Origin of the sequence: Paracoccus contaminans, assembly GCF_002105555.1 — a bacterium.
In the GTDB taxonomy this organism is placed as follows: domain Bacteria; phylum Pseudomonadota; class Alphaproteobacteria; order Rhodobacterales; family Rhodobacteraceae; genus Paracoccus; species Paracoccus contaminans.
The window spans coordinates 406,954-424,022 of record NZ_CP020612.1; the positions used below are offsets into that span (position 1 = coordinate 406,954).

The window sequence follows — 17,069 nt, forward strand, 5'->3', positions numbered from 1 at the left end:
GCAGGGACCGGAAAAACCGGACCCTGCCCTGAAATACCGTAATCCGCGGGGGGATTACTTCAGCTCGACCTTGGCGCCGGCTGCTTCCAGTTTCTTCTTCATTTCCTCGGCATCGGCTTTCGAGGCACCTTCTTTCACCTTGCCGCCGGCTTCCACCAGATCCTTGGCCTCTTTCAGGCCCAGGCCGGTGATCGCGCGCACTTCCTTGATCACGTTGATCTTGTTGGCGCCGGCATCGGTCAGGACGACGTCAAATTCGGTCTTTTCCTCTTCGGCAGGGGCAGCAGCGCCGCCAGCCGGGCCGGCCATCATCACCGCGCCGCCGGCGGCGGGCTCGATGCCGTATTCGTCCTTCAGGATCGTCTTGAGTTCCTGGGCCTGCAGCAGGGTCAGGTTGACGATTTGCTCGGCGAGTTGCTTCAGATCAGCCATTGTTCCGTTCTTTCCAGTCAAGTTGTTCCAACGTCATGCGGCACGCGCACGACGGGACGGGATTGCCTCAGGCGGCCTCGCGCTCTTCCAGAGTCTTGAGGATGCCCGCGATGTTGCTGGCAGGCGCGCCGATCGCACCGGCGATGTTGGACGCGGGCGCACCGATGCAGCCGACGATCGAAGCGATAAGCTCCTCACGCGACGGCATCTGGGCGACGGTCTTCACACCGGCCGGATCAAGGGCCGCACCGCCCATTGCGCCGCCAAGAATGACGAACTTGTCATTCGTCTTGGCGTACGCATCCGCGACCTTGGCAGCAGCCACCGGGTCTTCGGAGAAGGCGAGCACGGTCATGCCCGTCAGGTAATCGGCGATCGAAGCGGCCGGCTTACCATCCAGGGCGATCTTGGCGAGCCTGTTCTTTGCAACGCGGACTGCACCCCCCGCCTCGCGCATCTGCGCGCGCAGGGTCTGCATCTCGGCAACCGTCATCCCCTCGTAGCGGGCAACCACCACGACGCCAGAGCTTTCAAAGATCTGGCCGAGTTCCTCGACCACCTGTTCTTTTTGGGCTCTATCCACGGTTCACTCCACGTTGGGGGTTTCCCCCCGGCTCTCTTGTCCGCGGCGCCGGGCGGCACCGCAGGCGGGTCCTTGGACGATGGACCCGAGATCGCCCGAAAGGGAACACCTTGCGGAAAAAACTCGGACTTCCATCTCGGGAAGGACTTAGCGGCGCAGGCGCCGGCCCTCCGTCTCGGACAGACACCCCGAATCGATGAATCGGGGTGAAGCCGGCCTGATACAGGGCATCAGGCCGGAACGCAAGGACGGCCCCGAAGGGCCGCCCGTCATGATCAGCCTTGCGCCTGCGTGGCCGAGGCGAGGTCCAGCGACACGCCCGGACCCATGGTCGAGCTGATCGACACCTTCTTGAGATAGGTGCCCTTGGCCCCCGATGGCTTGGCGCGGCTCACCGCCTCGACAAAGGCGCGGATGTTCTGGGCCAGCTTCTCGGGCTCGAAGGAAATCTTGCCGACACCCGCATGGACGACGCCCGCCTTCTCGGCCTTGAACTGCACCTCGCCGCCCTTGGCGGCCTCGACGGCGGATTTCACATCCATCGTCACCGTGCCGACCTTGGGGTTCGGCATCAGGTTGCGCGGGCCCAGGATCTTGCCCAGGCGGCCGACCAGCGGCATCATGTCGGGGGTCGCGATCACCCGGTCGAAATCCAGATTGCCGCCCTGGATCGATTCCAGCAGATCCTCGGCGCCCACGACCTCGGCCCCGGCGGAGCGAGCTTCCTCGGCCTTGGGCCCGCGGGCGAACACCGCGACGCGCACATCCTTGCCGGTGCCGTTGGGCAGGCGCACGACGCCGCGCACCATCTGGTCGGCATGGCGCGGATCAACGCCCAGGTTCATCGCGATCTCGACCGTCTCGTCGAACTTCGCGGTGGCGTTGGCCTTGACCAGCGCCACGGCCTCGTCCAGCGGCAGCAGCGACTTGCCCTCGAACGCGGCGCGGGCAGCGGCTTTCTTCTTTGCCATCTTTGCCATCTGGATCAGCCCTTCACTTCGATGCCGATGGAACGGGCGGACCCGAGAACGATCTGCATCGCGGCCTCGATGTCATTGGCCGACAGGTCCTTCATCTTGGCTTCGGCGATCTCGCGCACCTGCTTGGCGGTGACGGTCCCCGCGCTCGTGCGGCCGGGCTTGTCCGAGCCCTTGGCGCGGTTGCGCTTGCCCACCGGCTTCAGCCCCGCCGCCTTCTTGAGCAGGAAGGACGCCGGCGGCGTCTTCGTCTCGAAAGTGAAGGATTTGTCGGCGTAATAGGTGATCACGGTCGGAACCGGCGAGCCCGCTTCCATCTCCTGCGTGCGGGCGTTGAACGCCTTGCAGAATTCCATGATGTTGATGCCGCGCTGGCCCAGCGCGGGACCGATGGGCGGGGACGGGTTCGCCTGCCCCGCCTTGACTTGCAGCTTGAGGCTGCCGACGACTTTCTTGGCCATCTGGCCTTCTCCTTTTCATCACGCCCCTTCGCGGGGGCCGACATAGCGGTGCGGCTCACGCCTCCCGCACGATCATCACGCGGTCTTGGCGACCTGCGTGAATTCCAGCTCGACCGGCGTGGGCCGGCCGAAGATCGACACCGTGACCTTGATCCGGCTTGCGGCGTCGTCCACGTCCTCGACCATGCCCGAGAAGCCCTCGAAGGGTCCGTCGGTGACGCTCACCTTCTCGCCGATCTCGAAGCGGATCAGGTTGCGCGGCGCGACCTCGGCCCCGCCCTGACCCGAGCGGTTCAGCATCGCGTTCACCTCGTCGTCGCGCATCGGCATGGGCTTGCCATGGGCGCCCAGGAATCCGGTCACGCGGTTGATCGAATTGACGAGGTGATGGGTCTTTTCCGACAGGTCCATATGCACCAGCACATAGCCGGGCATGAAGCGGCGCTCAGAGGTGACCTTCTTGCCGCGGCGGATCTCGATCACTTCCTCGGTGGGAACGACCACATCGTCGATCTCGTGCTCAAGGCCCTTTTCAGCGGCTGCCTGACGGATCGCCTCGGCCACCTTCTTTTCGAAATTGGACAGGACGCTGACCGAATACCACCGCTTTGCCATCGCCTGAATAGCCCCTTGCTGATCGGGTCTGCGCCTGTCGCCGGCGGCAATGGCAGCCCGTGAAACGAAGGCCCTGAAACTGAAACGGCGCGCATACCGAATCGATGCACGCCGACAGCCGGGCAAGTCGGGGCGGAGATACCGCCCACCCCGCGCGAATGCAAGCCCGAGGGGCTGCCCTAGCTGCCGATCGCGCGCAGCACCGCCGAAAGCCCGCCGCGGATCAGCAGATCGACGGTAAAGAAGAACAGGCTGAACACGGTGGCCATGACGAACACCATGATCGTCGTCGTCGTCACCTCGCGCCGCGTGGGCCATACGATCTTGGCCGCCTCGGAGCGGACCTGGCTTAGGAACTGGACAGGGCTGGCCATTTCGGATCCTTCGGATTGCAGCGGTGCAGATAGGCCGGGCAGGCCGCAAACGCAAGCAGGCCGGATGCCCCTTGCCCTAACCCGCCGCTCCCTGCACGGCGCCCGCCTCGCCCGGCTGCAACAGCATGACCCGGTCAAGGCGGCCCAGCCGCGCGATGTCGGCCCCATAAGCCGCCCGCACGCGCCGCGCCGCCGCCGCATCGAGGGGTTGCAGACGGCCGGGATAGGCACTGCGCGGGAACATGGCCTTGGCCTCTCGGGCCAGAGCGGCCAGATCGGCGCCGGGATCGGCCGCCAGGCCCTGGCGGATCGCGTCATGGGCGGCCTGCGACAGCCCCACGACGGCCGGGCGCGGATCGGGCGCGCGCCCCGCCAACGCCCCCGGCAGCAGCCGCCGCAGCAGCGCGGGCCTGAGCGCGCGGTAATCCTCATAGCGCCACACCACCAGCCGGGCCACCCCCTCGACCGCCAGCAGTCGTTCGGCAAGCCCGGTCCAGGACAGCCCCGCCGGATCAAAGTCACCCACATAGGCGCCAAAGTCGCGCGCCAGCCCCCCTTCGAGCTGCATCGAGAAGGCCGAGGCCAGGAAGGCCAGGGGCTCGCGCACGGCCAGGAACAGCTCGACCGGGCGCCGCCGCAGCATCGCGCACAGCCGGTCCACCCGCGCCGCCGCATGGGGATAGATCCCCGCCGGGCCCATCAGCGCCTCGCGGCGGATGGAGCCGAGGATGTTTTCCTCGGAAATCAGGATCTCGGGCCATATCTCTGCCGCGGCGTCCAGATGACGCTGCCAGATGCCGCGCAGGCGCTCTGCCGACGGGCGCTCGCCCAGCGAATCGTCCAGCCTGTGGCCCCAGCGCCGCAGGTGCCGCACGTCCAGATAATGGATGCCCGCCCCGCGCATGGGCGATGCCAGCGCACGCAGGCTTTGTTGCAGATGGGTGCTGGCGGTCTTGTGGGCGCCGAGGTGAACCGTCACTGCCATGACAGCGGGCGATCATCCTGGCGGCTGGCAGGGGCAGGGGGACTCGAACCCACGACCCTCGGTTTTGGAGACCGATGCTCTACCAACTGAGCTATACCCCTAAGCCGGGGTTCCGATTAAGGCACGCGCGCCAGCGGCGCAAGAGGCAACAGCGCCATTCAGGCGCAAGGGCCGTCATGCGCCCCGTGCCTCATCGCCGCCGGCCAGAAAGCCGCCGGACTGGCGGCTCCACAGCCGGGCATAAAGGCCGCCCGCGGCCAGCAATTCGGCATGGGTGCCCTGCTCGGCCACGCGGCCCGCGTCCAGCACCACCAGCCTGTCCATGGCGGCGATGGTGGACAGGCGATGGGCGATGGCGATGACCGTCTTGCCCATCATCAGCCGCTCAAGCTGGTGCTGGATCGCGGCCTCGACCTCGCTGTCGAGGGCGCTGGTCGCCTCGTCAAGAACGAGGATCGGCGCGTCCTTCAGCGCCGTGCGAGCGATGGCGATGCGCTGGCGCTGCCCGCCCGACAGCTTGACGCCGCGTTCGCCGACATGGGCATCAAGGCCGCGCCGCCCCTCGTCGTCCACCAGCCCGGCGACGAAGTCGCCTGCCTCGGCGGTGGCGACGGCGCGGGCGATCTCGGCCTCGGTGGCATCGGGGCGGCCATAGGCGATGTTGTCGCGCAGCGACCGGTGCAGCAGGCTGCTGTCCTGCGTGACCACCCCGATGGCCGCGCGCAGCGATTGCTGCGTGACCTGCGAGATGTCCTGCCCGTCGATGAGGATGCGGCCCGATTCGGTTTCATGAAAGCGCAGCAGCAGCCCCACGAGGGTGGACTTGCCCGCCCCTGACCGGCCCACGAGGCCGATCCGTTCGCCCGGCGCGATGTCCAGCGACAGGCGATCGAGCACGGCGATCGGCCGCTCGGCGGGATCGGCGTCATAGCGGAAGGTCACATCCTCGATCCGCACCCGCCCTTCGGTCACGACCAGCGGCCGCGCGCCTGGCGCATCGGTCACCATGCGCGGCAGCGACAGGCTGCCGATGCCGTCGCGCACCGTCCCGATATTTTCGAACAGGGCGGCGAATTCCCACATGATCCAGTGGCTCATGGTGTTCAGCCGCATCGCCAGCGGCACCGCCACCGCCACCGCGCCGACCGGCACGGTGCCCGCCTGCCACAGCCACAGCCCCAGCGCCGCGGTCGATCCCGTCAGCCAGGCGTTCAGCAGGTTCAGCGCGATGTCCTGGGCCGCGGCAAGGCGCATCTGGCGATGGACGGTGCCGAGGAACGACTCCATCGACCGGCGGGCAAAGGCCTCCTCGCGCGCGGTGTGGCTGAACAGCTTGACGGTGGTGATGTTGGTATAGGCATCGACGATGCGCCCGGTCATCTCGGCCCGCGCGCCGGCCTGCGCCTCGGATGCGCGGCCAAGCCGGGGGATGATGATCCACAGCAGCGCGGCATAAAGCAGCCCCCATGCCGCAAAGGGCAGCGCAAGGCGCCAATCCAGCGACGCCGCCAGAACCAGCGCGCCGGCGAAATAGACAAGGACATAGACGGCCACGTCCATGACCTTCATCGCCACCTCGCGCACCGCCAGCGCGGTCTGCATCAGCCGCGTGGCGATGCGGCCGGCGAATTCGTTCTGGAAGAAGCCCATCGACTGGCGCAGCAGGTAACGATGCGCCTGCCAGCGGATGCGCTGGGGAAAATTGCCCAGCAGCGTCTGGTGCATGACCAGCGTGCTGAGCATGTTCAGCAGCGGCAGCCCCACCAGCAGCAGCAGCGCCATCCGCATCAGCCGCGGCCCCTCCTCGGCCAGGAAACCCTGCGGGCCGGCACCGGCAAGCCGGTTCACCAGATCACCCAGATAGCCGAACAGCACCACCTCGCCCGCCGCGATCAGGGCCGAGGCCACGGCCAGCAGCACCAGCCAGGGCAGCGCGCCCCGGCTGTAGTGCAGCACGAAGGCGCCCAGGCCGCGCGGGGGCGTGAGCGGCAGTTCCGGCGGAAAGGGATCGAGCCGCCGCTCGAACCAGGCGAACATGGGCAGACCTGCAATGGGCCGGGCCGGCCGGCAGCCCTCGAGCGGGCTGGCGTCGGGCCGGCGGCAAGAATGACGAGAGAGGCGGAACAGCCCTGCATCGGCGGCGTTGCAATGTCAATGCAGCGCCCTGCTGCGCCAACCGGAAAGGAAACCGCATGGCCGCCATCAAGAACCTCGAGGATCTGTATCTGGACGGGGTCAAGGATCTTTACAGCGCCTGCAAGCAGACCATCCCCGTGACCGAGGAACTGCTTGCCGCCGCCCGCAACGACGATCTGAAAAAGGCGCTGCAGGCCAGCCTTGAAGGCACCCGCAAGGGCATGGCCCAGATGGAAAAGCTGGCCCGCGCCCATGGCGAGGAACCCTCGGGCGAGCATTGCAAAGGCATGGAGGGCCTGGTGGCCGAGGCCCGCAAGCACGCGCTCGAGGCCGATTTCGGCGATGACGAGGTGCAGGACGCCGCGATCATCGGCCAGTATCAGCGTCTCGCGCATTATGCGATCACCGGCTATGGCACGCTGAAGGCCTGGGCGACGCGGCTGGACTTTTCGGACGATGTCGCCGTGCTGGATGATTGCACCGCCTCGACCTATGAGGGCGACGAGACGATGACCCGCATCGCCGTCAAGGGCGGCGTCAACAAGGCGGCCATGTAAGGCCGCTGCTGTGAGGGGCGGGGCTGCCCGACTTGAGGGCGGCAGAGCCGCCCCTCCATCAGGCGGACGGCCTGATGCCCCGGGCAGGCATTTCCTTCCAGGCAGGAGACGGCCCTGCAGGCGCCTTCCTTGCTGCCCGCCGTCCCGGGCGGGCAGCTTGGCCTTTCAGCTCAGGCCGTCTGCACGGCCTTTTCGCAGTGCAGGTTGGCATGCTTGCCTCGGTTATAGGGCCTTCGTCTCGTCCCGCCGGTAAACTGGCTGGCGCGGCATCGGCCAATCGGGGCATGGGCCGGACAGGGCCAAGGGCATAGCCCCGTCCTTTAGTCGCGCCGGGCAGGGCCGCAGGGCGCCGCACCGGATGAACCCGGCTGCCGGCCGTTCAGGCGGGCTGTCCCAGTGAGAAGGGTATCGGGCAGCAGCCCCAATGGGCAAGGTTGGCCGGTGCGCCACTTTCCGGCCCTCGGCCCGTCCCTACGCCGCCTCCAGACCCGACCTGATCCGCAAGGGCGGCACAAGTACCTGACACTACCGGGCAAGGCGGCCCCGCCCTCAGGCCTTCCGTTCCCAGCGTCCACCCGCCTCGGACCAGTATTCCGCGGCGATCCCGGCACCTGTCAGGCTGCGCCACTGGCCGCGGGCCCGGTCGAGCGCCGCCGGATCATTGCCGTCAAAGACGACGCAGACCCGCTGGGCCGGTGCGCATTCGGCCGGATCGACCGCTGCCCCGTCCAGGGCGATCAGGCAGTCGGCGCCCACACCCCCCCTTGCGTCGGCCGCTGCCGTCAGCAGCACCGGCTGCACCGCGTCATGCGGCCCCCCGGCAAGGCCGTGCGGCAGGAACCCGTCGCCCTGCCACAGCAGATCGTCCAGCCGCGCCATCCGCGCCGGATCGATTCCGCGCAGCTCGACCCGCCAGCCGGCCTGGCGCGCCTTGCCGATCAGGCCCGGCAGCAGCTGTTCGGCCGCCGAGCGCGTCAGGTGATAGAACAGCGCGTTGCCCAAGGCGCCTCAGCGGCTTTCAAAGCGGTCGCGCACCAGCCGGTTGAGCGTCATCACCCCCCAGCCCGTCGCGCCCTTGGGCGCCAGCGCCGTCTCGCCCGGCGGCAGCGCCACGCCGGCGATGTCCAGATGCGCCCAGGGCATGCCCGAGCGGATGAATCGCTGCAGGAACTGCGCCGCGGTGATCGAGCCTGCCGGCCGCCCGCCGGTGTTCTTCACATCGGCCAGACGCGACTTGATCAGCTCGTCATAGGCAGGGGCGAGCGGCATCCGCCACAGCCCCTCGCCCTCGGCCCGCGCGGCCTTCAGCAGGTTGCCTGCCAGGCTGTCGTCATTGCTGAACAGCCCCGCATGCTCATGCCCCAGCGCGATGATGACCGCCCCGGTCAGGGTGGCGAGGTTCACCACCGCCGCGGGGTTGAAGCGGTCCTGCGCATACCACAGCACATCCGCCAGAACGAGCCGCCCCTCGGCATCGGTATTGATGACCTCGATGGTGTCGCCCTTCATCGAGCGCACGATGTCGCCCGGCCGCTGGGCGCGCCCGTCGGGCATGTTCTCGACCAGCCCGACCAGGCCGACGACATTGGCTTTCGCCCGCCGCAGGGCAAGCGTACGCATGACCCCGGCGACGACGCCGGCGCCGCCCATGTCCATGGTCATCTCCTCCATCCCCGCCGCGGGCTTGATGGAAATGCCGCCCGTGTCAAAGACGACGCCCTTGCCGACCAGGGCAAGGGGCGCCTCCTCTCCCCCGCCGTTCCAGCGCATGACGACCACCTTGGACGGGCTGTCCGACCCCTGCCCCACGCCCAGCAGCGCGCGCATGCCCAGCCGGGCAAGCTCGTCCTCGTCCAGCACCTCGACCTCGAGCCCCAGTTCGCGCATCGCCAGCAGGCGGTCGGCGAAATCGGTCGTGGTCAGGACATTGGCGGGTTCATTGACGAGATCGCGGGTGAAGAACACGCCCTCGGCCAGCGCGGCCCCGTCCTGCGCGGCGCGGGCGGCGGCCTCGGGATCGTCGCACAGGATGGTGACGCTGGCAGCGCCGGGCTGCGGCGGGGCGGCCGCATCGTCCTGCGCCAAGGCTGCGGGTTCGGGCGCGGGCGCGGCGGCATCGGCAAGGCGCGCATCCTCGGCCGCACCGCTGTGCGAGACGCCCTGCGGGGGGGCGGCCGGCGCATCAACGTCCGGCTGCTCCGCCGCCTCGGCCGGCTGCGACTTGTAGACCGAGAAGTCATACCCCCGCAGCGCCAGCCCCAGCGCCACGTCCGCCAGCCGCTCATGCGCGGGGGCAACAACCGTCACCGCGTTCCGGCCCATCCGCGCGCCGATGGCCGCCCCCGCCTTGCGGGCGGTCTGCGCATCGGTGCGGCGCGGCAGGCGCACCAGCTGCAGCGCATCGGCCGCAAGCCCGGCCGGAAAGGCCAGCTCCAGCGCCGCGCCCGGCTTGACATCCGCCCATGCCTTCGAGGCGATCACCCGCTGCAGGGCACGGCGCGTCGCCGGGGGCAGCCCCTGGGGCATCGGGCCGCGATCGTGCAGCAGCAGGGCAATGCGGCCCTCGCGGGCGGCCAGATCCGCGCCGGCAGCGGGCAGGAAACGAATCTCGACAGGATGGGTCATCGGAAGGGGGCCTCGGGTTCGGGAAACGAGCCGACCCTAGCCGCCCCCCCCGTGCTTGACCAGAGCGGCCTGCCCCGGCACAGCAGCCCCCGCGCCAATCGGCGGCGCCGGGCTTTCGCGGCCCGCGCGCCGGCTGTATGAGCCGGATATCAGGGGAAGCGGGCCTTCCCCCAACAGGAATGCTCATGCTGCGGATCGACCGATACATGCTGTCGCAATACCTGACCCAGTTCGGGTTCTTTGCGCTGGTGCTGGTGTCGGTCTACTGGATCAACCGCGCCGTGCAGCTGTTCGAGCAGCTGATCCAGGACGGCCAGACCGCGCTGGTCGTGCTGGAATTCACGGCCCTTACCCTGCCGCTGGTCATCTCGCTGGTGCTGCCGGTCGCGGCCTTCGCGGCCACCTGCTACGGCACCAACCGGCTGTCCTCGGAATCCGAACTGACGGCGATGCAGGCCGCGGGGCTGTCGCCCTGGCGCCTGGCCCGCCCGGTGCTGGTCTTCGGGCTGATCGCGGGGCTGATGGTCGCCGCGCTGGCCCACGGGCTGGTGCCGCTGGCGCGGGCGCGCCTGGCCGACCGGCAGGCGGAACTGGCCCAGAACGTGACCGCACGGTTCCTGCGGGCGGGGGCCTTTCAGTATCCCGCAGACGGCGTGACGCTGTTCATCGGGTCTGTCGCGGCCGATGGCCGGCTGCTGGACCTGTTCCTGGAAGATGCGCGCAACCCGGCCGACCAGAGGCTTTATACCGCCGAGGAGGCGCTGGTCCTGCGGACCGCGACCGGGCCGCGCCTCGTCATGGCGCGCGGGATGATCCAGAACCTGCGCCCCGCCGAAGGGGGCGAGCCGCGCCTGTCCACCACGCGCTTTGCCGACCTGACCTATGACATCGGCGCGCTGTTCGCGGGGGCCGGCCACAAGGACCGCGACCTGCGCACCTATTCCACCTGGCGGCTGCTTGACCCCGACCCCGCTTTGCTGAAGGCGACCGGCGCAGATCACGACCGCGCCCGTACCGAAGGGCATGAACGGATGGCGCAGCCGCTGATGGCGCCGGTCGCGGCAATGCTGGGCTTTTCGATGCTGCTGCTGGGCAACTATTCACGCTTCGGCGTCTGGCGGCAGGTGCTGTGGGGGGTGCTGGCGCTGCTGGTGGTGCAGGCGCTGTCCACGGTGGCCGCCAGCCATGCAGCGCAGAGCCCGCGCGCCTGGCCGGTGCTGTATCTGCCGCCCCTTGCCGGGGCGGCGATCGCGGGCGGCGCGCTGTGGATGGCCGCCCGGCCGCGCCGGCCGGCCCGCCGCCGCCAAGGCCAGCCGGCAGGGGCCGCGCCGTGATCGCGCAGGTCTATGTGGCGCGCCGCTTCCTGCGCCAGTTCGCCCTGGTCGCCGGCGGCTTTGTCGCGGTGCTGTTCCTCATCGACCTGATCGAACAGATCCGCCGCCATGCGCGCGAGGGCGCGGGGCTGGCGCGCATGGCCGGCCTTGCCGCGCTGAACATCACCAGCAGCTTCTATGCCATCCTGCCGCTGATCACCCTGCTGGCGGCGATCGCGCTGTTCCTCAGTCTGTCGCGCAGCTCTGAACTGGTCGCGCTGCGCGCGGCGGGCCGGTCGGGGCTGCGCATCCTGGCCGCGCCGGCGGTGGCCGCGATGCTGGTCGGGGCGCTGATGGTGTGCGTCTTCAACCCCGTGGTTGCCGCCAGCGCCCGGCGTTACGACGAAGCGGCGGCGCGCCTTGCCAATACCGTGCCCCAGACCGTCTCGCTGGGCAAAGGGGCCGTGTGGCTGCGCCAGAGCGTTCCGCCCGGCGCTGCGGGAACCGGGTCCGAGGGCGGGCAGACGGTCCTCCGGGCAACGCGCGCCAGCCCGGACGGGGCGACGCTGCATGATGCGATGTTCCTGGTTCTGGACGCCTCGCAAGGGCCGGTGCGCCGGATCGCGGCGCAGACAGCCCGCCTTTCGCAGGGGACATGGCAGCTGAGCGGGGTCAAGGAATGGCCCCTGACCGAGGCCAACCCCGAGGCCGCCGCGATGAGGCTGCCGGGCCTGACGCTGCCCACCGACCTGACGGCGGCACGCATCCGCGACGGCTTCGGCTCGCCCGAGGCGGTGCCGATCTGGCAGTTGCCGCGCTTCATCGCCGGGCTGGAACGGGCCGGTTTCTCGGCCCTGCGCCACCGGGTCTGGTTCGCGACCGAACTGGCGCGGCCGTTCCTGATGGCGGCGATGGTGATGGTCGCGGCGGTCTTTACCATGCGGCCCATGCGGGGCCGCCGGGTGGGGCTGCTGGTCCTGGCCGCCTTTGCCTCTGGCCTGGCCCTGTTCTTCCTGCGCAATCTGGCGCAGGTTCTGGGCGAGGCGGGCGAGGCGCCGGCATCCTTTGCCGCCTTTTCGCCGCCCCTGGTGGCGGCGCTGCTGGCGCTTGCCGCACTGCTCAGGCTGGAGGAAGGATGAGCCGGACCCCCTGCCCCGACCGCACCCCCGCAAGGATGCGCCGGCCCGTAAACGGGTCTGCGCACCAGCCTGCGCCCCGGTCCGCGCCCCGCCTGCCCGGCCAGGCCTGGGGGGCCGCGGCGGCGCTGGCCGCCGCCGCGCTGCTGGCCGGGGCGGCGCCTGCCGCCGCGCAGCAGGGCTGGCTCAGCTGGCTGGGCGCGGGCATCCGGGCCGTGCGCCCGGCGCTGGCGCCGGCGACGGGCACGGACAGCCCCGATACCCGCGCGGACGGCACCGCGGCCGCGGCTGTGCCGCGGATCGTCATCACTCCGGCCCGGCCCCCCGGCCCCCGTTCCAGCGCCACGGCAGAGCCGGACGGGGCGGCAACGCTGCTGGCCGACCGGGTGGATTTGGGTCAGGGCCGGGTGCTGACCGCATCGGGCGGGGTCGTGATCTGGTTCGAGGGCGCGCGCCTGATCGCCGAGCGCGTCGTCTATGATGGCGATGCCGGCACCATGGCAATCGACGGCCCGATCCACCTGACCGAACCGGCCAAGGCGGGCAGCAGGGCCGAGACGGTGCTGATCGCCGACAGCGCCCAGCTGGACGAAGGGCTGCGCGACGGGTTGCTGCGGGGCGCGCGGCTGGTGCTGGCGCGCGAATTGCAGCTGGCTGCGGCCGAGGTGCGCCGGACCGGGGCCGGACGGATGACCACGCTGACCCATGTGGTCGCCTCGTCCTGCCAGGTCTGCGCCAGCGACCCCACCCCCTTGTGGGAAATCCGCGCCCGGTCCGTGACCCATGATGCCAAGACGCACCGCATCCACTTCGACCGGCCGCAGTTCCGCGCCTTCGGCCTGCCCCTTGCCGTGCTGCCCGCGCTCAGCGCGCCCGATCCGGGGGTCGACCGCATGAGCGGTTTTCTGGCGCCGCGGTTCCGCACCACCTCGGGCCTCGGATTCGGGGTCATGCTGCCCTATTTCGTCACGCTGGGCGACAGCGCGGATGTGACGCTCACCCCCTATGTCTCGTCCAGCCGGACGGCGACGCTGGGCTTGCGCTATCGGCAGGCCTTTGCGAACGGCGCGACCGAATGGAACGGCGCGATCAGCCGCGACGACATCCAGACAGGCACCCGCGGCTATCTGTTCGGGGCGGCCGCCTTCCGGCTGCCGCGCGACTATCGGCTGGGCTTGCAGGTGCAGACCGCCTCGGACCGCGCCTATCTGCTGGACTATGACATCACCGATGCCGACCGGCTGTGGAGCGGCGTGACGCTGGAGCGGATCAAGCGTGACCGGCTGCTGACGGCCCGGATCGGGCGCTATGAAACCCTGCGCGAGGACGAGGACGCGGCCACGTCGCCCGGCCTTGTCGGGGATGCGCTGTGGGAACGGCGGTTTTCCCCCGCCGGCCTGGGGGGCGAGGCGGGCCTGCAGTTTTCCGCCCATGCCCACCGCCGCAGCTCGGCCCGCGACATCGAGGGGCGCGACATGGCCCGCGCCTCGGCGCGGGCGGACTGGAACCGCAGCTGGATCATGCCGGGCGGGGTGGTGGCGGCCGCCAAGGCACAGCTGGACGCCGATCTTTACCGCATCCGCGGCGACAGCCGCTTCGACGCGTCCCGCGCGCGGGCCTATCCGACGGCCGGGGTCGAGCTGCGCTGGCCGCTGATCGCGCATGCCGGCGCGGCGACAAGCCTGCTGGAGCCGGTCGCCCAGATCGTCTGGTCCCCTACCCTCGATGAGGGCGACGCGGTGCCGAACGAGGATTCGCGCCTGGTGGAATTCGACGAAGGCAATCTTTTCGCGCTGGACCGCATGCCCGGCCACGACGCGGTCGAAGGGGGGCTGCGCGCCAATCTGGGCCTGACCTGGACGCGCATCGACCCCGCCGGCGCGTCGCTGGGCCTGACGGCGGGGCGCGTGCTGCGCGAGCATCCGGCCCAGATCCGCTCCGCCTCGGGCGAGATCCTGTGGGGCAAGCGTTCGGACTGGCTGCTCGCCGCGACCTATGGCGGCAATCAGGGCCTTGCCTTCGCCAGCCGGGCGCTGTTCGACGACGATCTCGACATCCACCGCAGCGAGACGCGGCTGGGCTGGCTCGCCCCCGGCTTTCAGCTTTCGGCAGGCTATCTGTGGATCGACGCCGAAACCGAGCAAGGCCGCCCCAGCGACGTGTCCGAACTGACCGCCACGACCGGCTGGCAGCTGGCGCAGGGCTGGTGGGCTGACGCCGAGACGCGCTATGATTTCATCGCAGACCGCGCGCAGAAGGCGGAACTGGGCGTGACCTATCGCAACGAATGCGTGAGCGTCGATCTTTCCGTCTCGCGCCGCTTCACCGCATCGGACAACCTGCGGCCCGATACCGACGTGGGCCTGTCGGTGCGGCTGGGGGGCTTTGGCCGGCGCAGTGGCGAGGCCGCGCCGGGAACGGTGGCGCGGCGCAGCTGTCTGCGCTAGCCTCGCGCCCGGATCAGAACGAGGATGACGATGCGCCGGATCATTCATGCGACCCTCACAGCGGCCCTGCTGGCCGCGGCGGCCGCGCCCATGCCGGTGGCGGCGGGGCCGTTTGCGCCGGTGATCTACATCAACAACAACGCGGTGACCCAGTACGAACTGGACCAGCGCGTGCGCTTCATGCAGCTTCTGCACGCGCCCGACGCGAACCCGCAGGCGGCGCTGAAGGCGCTGGTCGAGGATCGTCTGAAACTGCAGGCGGCGCGCCAGATGGGGATCGCGGTCAGCGACAAGGGACTTGAGGCGGGGCTCAGCGAATTCGCGGGCCGCGCCAACATGAACGTGGAACAGTTCACCGCAGCGCTGGCGCGCGAGGGGGTCGAACGGCAGGCTTACCGCGATTTCGTCAAGGCGGGCGTGGCCTGGCGCGAGGTGGTTCGCCAGCGGATCGTGCCCACCGTTACGGTCAGCGACCGCGAGATCGAGCAGGCCCTGAAACGCGACATCGCCCAGCCGATCACGACCGCGGTCCTGCTGTCGGAACTGGTGATCCCGGCCCCGCCGGGACAGGAACAGGCCGCGCTGGCCCGCGGCCGGCAGATCGCCGAAAGCGCCACGTCCGAGGCAGCCTTTGCCGCGGCGGCGCGGCGCTGGTCGGCGGTGCCTACGGCGCCGCGCGGCGGGCGGCTGGACTGGACGCCGCTGGCCAATCTGGCGCCCGGCCTGCGCTCGATCGTGCTGCAGCTGCAGCCGAACTCGGTCAGCCAGCCGCTGAGCGTGCCGGGCGCGGTGGTGCTGTTCTATCTGCGCGACATCCGCGGCAAGCTGCGCGCGGGCGCGCAGGATCAGACGGTCGAATATGTGACCCTTTCAGTGCCCTCGGCGGCGGACGGCGCGCGGGCACTGGCACGGGCGGACAGTTGCGACCAGCTTTATGTCGAGGCGAACCGCTATGGCGGCAACCCGATCCAGCGGCAGACCTCGCCCCTGTCGGCCGTGCCGCTGGACGTGGCGCAGCGCCTTGCCCCCCTGGACGAGAACGAGGGCGCGGTGCTGGATTACGGCAACGGCGCGCGGGTGCTGATGCTGTGCCGCCGCACCCCGGCCCTGATCGACCAGCCGGCGCCGCCCTACGCCACCCTGCCCGGCCTGCCGCAGCCCGCGCGCCGCGCCGCCCCCGGCGCCCCCGCGGGCGAGGGGGGGACGACGCCCAAGGCGGCCGAGGCCCCGAGCGCGGCGAACGCCGCCTCGGACGCCGCCGCGGCCGCAGGCATCGCCTCGCCGGACGAGCCGCCGCTGCGGGGCCGCGATCAGGTCCGCTCGGCCATCTTCAACCGCAAGATCAGCGCCGCCGCCGATGCCTATCTGGCCGAACTGCGCGCCGACGCCGTGATCCGCAAGCCATGAGCGGGCACGCCACGCTGCCGCTGATCCTGACTTGCGGCGAGCCGGCCGGCATCGGGCCGGAGCTGGCCCCCAGGGCGCTGGCGGCGGGGGTGCCGATGGTCTGGATGGGCGATCCGCGCCACCTGCCCGCCGGCACCGACTGGGCAGAGATCGCCGCACCGGGCGATCCGGTCGCGCCGGGCCGGCTGGCGGTGCTGCGCCATGATTTTCCCGCACCCGTCACCCCCGGCCGGCCCGACCCGGCGAATGCGCAGGCCGTCATCGACGTGATCGCCCGCGCCGCGGGACTTGCCATGCAGGGCGCTGCCGCCGGGGTCGTCACCCTACCGATCAACAAGCAGGCGCTGAAGGAAGGCGCGGGCTTTGCCTTTCCGGGCCACACCGAATATCTGGCCCATCTCGCCGGCGGGGCGGATGTGGTGATGATGCTGGCCTCGACCTCGGTCCGCCCGCCCTGCCGCGTGGTGCCCGCAACGATCCATATCGCGATCGAGGATGTGCCGCGGGCGCTGACCCCGGCGCTGCTGGAACGGACCATCCGCATCACCCATGCCGGACTGATCCGCGATTTCGCCATCCCCGCCCCGCGCATCGCCGTGGCCGGGCTGAACCCCCATGCCGGCGAGGGCGGCGCGATGGGCGGGCAGGAACGGGCATGGATGATCCCCCTGTGCGACAGGCTGCGCGCCGAAGGGCTGGCGGTCAGCGGCCCCCACCCCGCCGACACGATGTTCCACGCCGCCGCCCGCGCCCGCCATGACGCGGCAGTGATGGCCTATCACGATCAGGGGCTGATCCCCATCAAGACGCTGGATTTTGCCGGGGGCGTGAATGTGACGCTGGGCCTGCCCTTCATCCGCACCTCGCCCGACCACGGCACCGCCTTCGACATCGCGGGCCGCGGCGTCGCGGACCCGGGCAGCACCATCGCGGCGCTGCGGATGGCATGGGACATGGCGCAGGCGCGTGCGGAAACGCGGCCCAGGGGGGCGCGGTGAATCTCTGGTCCGCAAATATCCTC

At 70.2% G+C, this 17,069-nt stretch carries 16 protein-coding genes and 1 tRNA gene; 6 read left to right on the plus strand and 11 right to left on the minus strand.

Features of this window, described 5'->3' with window-relative positions; all coding sequences use genetic code 11:
• Positions 1-54 precede the first annotated feature (54 nt).
• From rplL to B0A89_RS01980, 9 genes are all read right to left on the minus strand, one after another.
• Complete coding sequence (gene rplL, locus B0A89_RS01940; protein ID WP_085376699.1) at positions 55-432, minus strand: 50S ribosomal protein L7/L12; 378 nt, start codon at positions 430-432, stop codon at positions 55-57.
• Positions 433-499: 67 nt separating this feature from the next.
• Positions 500-1,015, minus strand: a complete 516-nt coding sequence (gene rplJ / locus B0A89_RS01945) for a 50S ribosomal protein L10 (RefSeq protein ID WP_085376700.1) — start codon at positions 1,013-1,015, stop codon at positions 500-502.
• Between the two features lie 275 nt (positions 1,016-1,290).
• Positions 1,291-1,995, minus strand: a complete 705-nt coding sequence (gene rplA / locus B0A89_RS01950; RefSeq protein ID WP_085376701.1) for a 50S ribosomal protein L1 — start codon at positions 1,993-1,995, stop codon at positions 1,291-1,293.
• Positions 1,996-2,000: 5 nt separating this feature from the next.
• On the minus strand, positions 2,001-2,453 hold the full coding sequence (rplK, locus tag B0A89_RS01955) for a 50S ribosomal protein L11 (protein WP_085376702.1): 453 nt from the start codon (positions 2,451-2,453) through the stop codon (positions 2,001-2,003).
• A gap of 75 nt (positions 2,454-2,528) precedes the next feature.
• Positions 2,529-3,068: a transcription termination/antitermination protein NusG gene (gene nusG / locus B0A89_RS01960; protein ID WP_085376703.1), complete on the minus strand. Its 540-nt coding sequence runs from the start codon at positions 3,066-3,068 to the stop codon at positions 2,529-2,531.
• 179 nt (positions 3,069-3,247) lie between these two features.
• Positions 3,248-3,442 carry a preprotein translocase subunit SecE gene (gene secE, locus B0A89_RS01965; RefSeq protein WP_085376704.1) on the minus strand — a complete coding sequence of 65 codons (195 nt, stop codon included), beginning with the start codon at positions 3,440-3,442 and terminating at the stop codon, positions 3,248-3,250.
• A gap of 76 nt (positions 3,443-3,518) precedes the next feature.
• A complete protein-coding gene (locus B0A89_RS01970; protein WP_085376705.1) occupies positions 3,519-4,427 on the minus strand; it encodes a hypothetical protein in 909 nt (302 codons plus the stop codon).
• A gap of 25 nt (positions 4,428-4,452) precedes the next feature.
• Positions 4,453-4,528, minus strand: a tRNA-Trp gene (locus B0A89_RS01975).
• Positions 4,529-4,601: 73 nt separating this feature from the next.
• Positions 4,602-6,464 carry an ABC transporter ATP-binding protein gene (locus B0A89_RS01980; protein WP_085376706.1) on the minus strand — a complete coding sequence of 621 codons (1,863 nt, stop codon included), beginning with the start codon at positions 6,462-6,464 and terminating at the stop codon, positions 4,602-4,604.
• Positions 6,465-6,619: 155 nt separating this feature from the next.
• Here B0A89_RS01980 and B0A89_RS01985 point away from each other — a divergent pair, with 155 nt between their 5' ends.
• Complete coding sequence (locus B0A89_RS01985) at positions 6,620-7,120, plus strand: DUF892 family protein (protein ID WP_085376707.1); 501 nt, start codon at positions 6,620-6,622, stop codon at positions 7,118-7,120.
• A gap of 549 nt (positions 7,121-7,669) precedes the next feature.
• Here the strand turns inward: B0A89_RS01985 and B0A89_RS01990 are convergent.
• Both B0A89_RS01990 and B0A89_RS01995 read right to left on the minus strand, forming a co-directional pair.
• The gene (locus tag B0A89_RS01990; RefSeq protein ID WP_085376708.1) at positions 7,670-8,122 is read right to left on the minus strand and encodes a DNA polymerase III subunit chi; all 453 of its coding nucleotides are present in this window, start codon (positions 8,120-8,122) and stop codon (positions 7,670-7,672) included.
• Between the two features lie 6 nt (positions 8,123-8,128).
• Positions 8,129-9,745, minus strand: coding sequence for a leucyl aminopeptidase (locus B0A89_RS01995; RefSeq protein ID WP_085376709.1), 1,617 nt, complete (start codon positions 9,743-9,745; stop codon positions 8,129-8,131).
• A gap of 185 nt (positions 9,746-9,930) precedes the next feature.
• Here B0A89_RS01995 and lptF point away from each other — a divergent pair, with 185 nt between their 5' ends.
• Genes lptF through pdxA form a run of 5 tightly spaced genes read left to right on the plus strand, consistent with a single transcriptional unit; the run spans position 9,931 to position 17,046 of the window.
• Positions 9,931-11,079 (plus strand): LPS export ABC transporter permease LptF, encoded by a 1,149-nt coding sequence (gene lptF, locus B0A89_RS02000; protein ID WP_085376710.1) that lies wholly within the window; start codon positions 9,931-9,933, stop codon positions 11,077-11,079.
• The gene (lptG, locus tag B0A89_RS02005; RefSeq protein WP_085378694.1) at positions 11,076-12,197 is read left to right on the plus strand and encodes an LPS export ABC transporter permease LptG; all 1,122 of its coding nucleotides are present in this window, start codon (positions 11,076-11,078) and stop codon (positions 12,195-12,197) included. Before lptF ends, lptG begins: the two co-directional genes overlap by 4 nt.
• Positions 12,194-14,641 (plus strand): LPS-assembly protein LptD, encoded by a 2,448-nt coding sequence (locus B0A89_RS02010; protein WP_240558598.1) that lies wholly within the window; start codon positions 12,194-12,196, stop codon positions 14,639-14,641. The genes lptG and B0A89_RS02010 overlap by 4 nt, the downstream gene beginning before the upstream one ends.
• A gap of 30 nt (positions 14,642-14,671) precedes the next feature.
• Positions 14,672-16,048 carry a peptidylprolyl isomerase gene (locus B0A89_RS02015; RefSeq protein WP_085378695.1) on the plus strand — a complete coding sequence of 459 codons (1,377 nt, stop codon included), beginning with the start codon at positions 14,672-14,674 and terminating at the stop codon, positions 16,046-16,048.
• Positions 16,045-17,046 carry a 4-hydroxythreonine-4-phosphate dehydrogenase PdxA gene (gene pdxA, locus B0A89_RS02020; RefSeq protein ID WP_085376712.1) on the plus strand — a complete coding sequence of 334 codons (1,002 nt, stop codon included), beginning with the start codon at positions 16,045-16,047 and terminating at the stop codon, positions 17,044-17,046. Before B0A89_RS02015 ends, pdxA begins: the two co-directional genes overlap by 4 nt.
• Positions 17,047-17,069 lie beyond the last annotated feature (23 nt).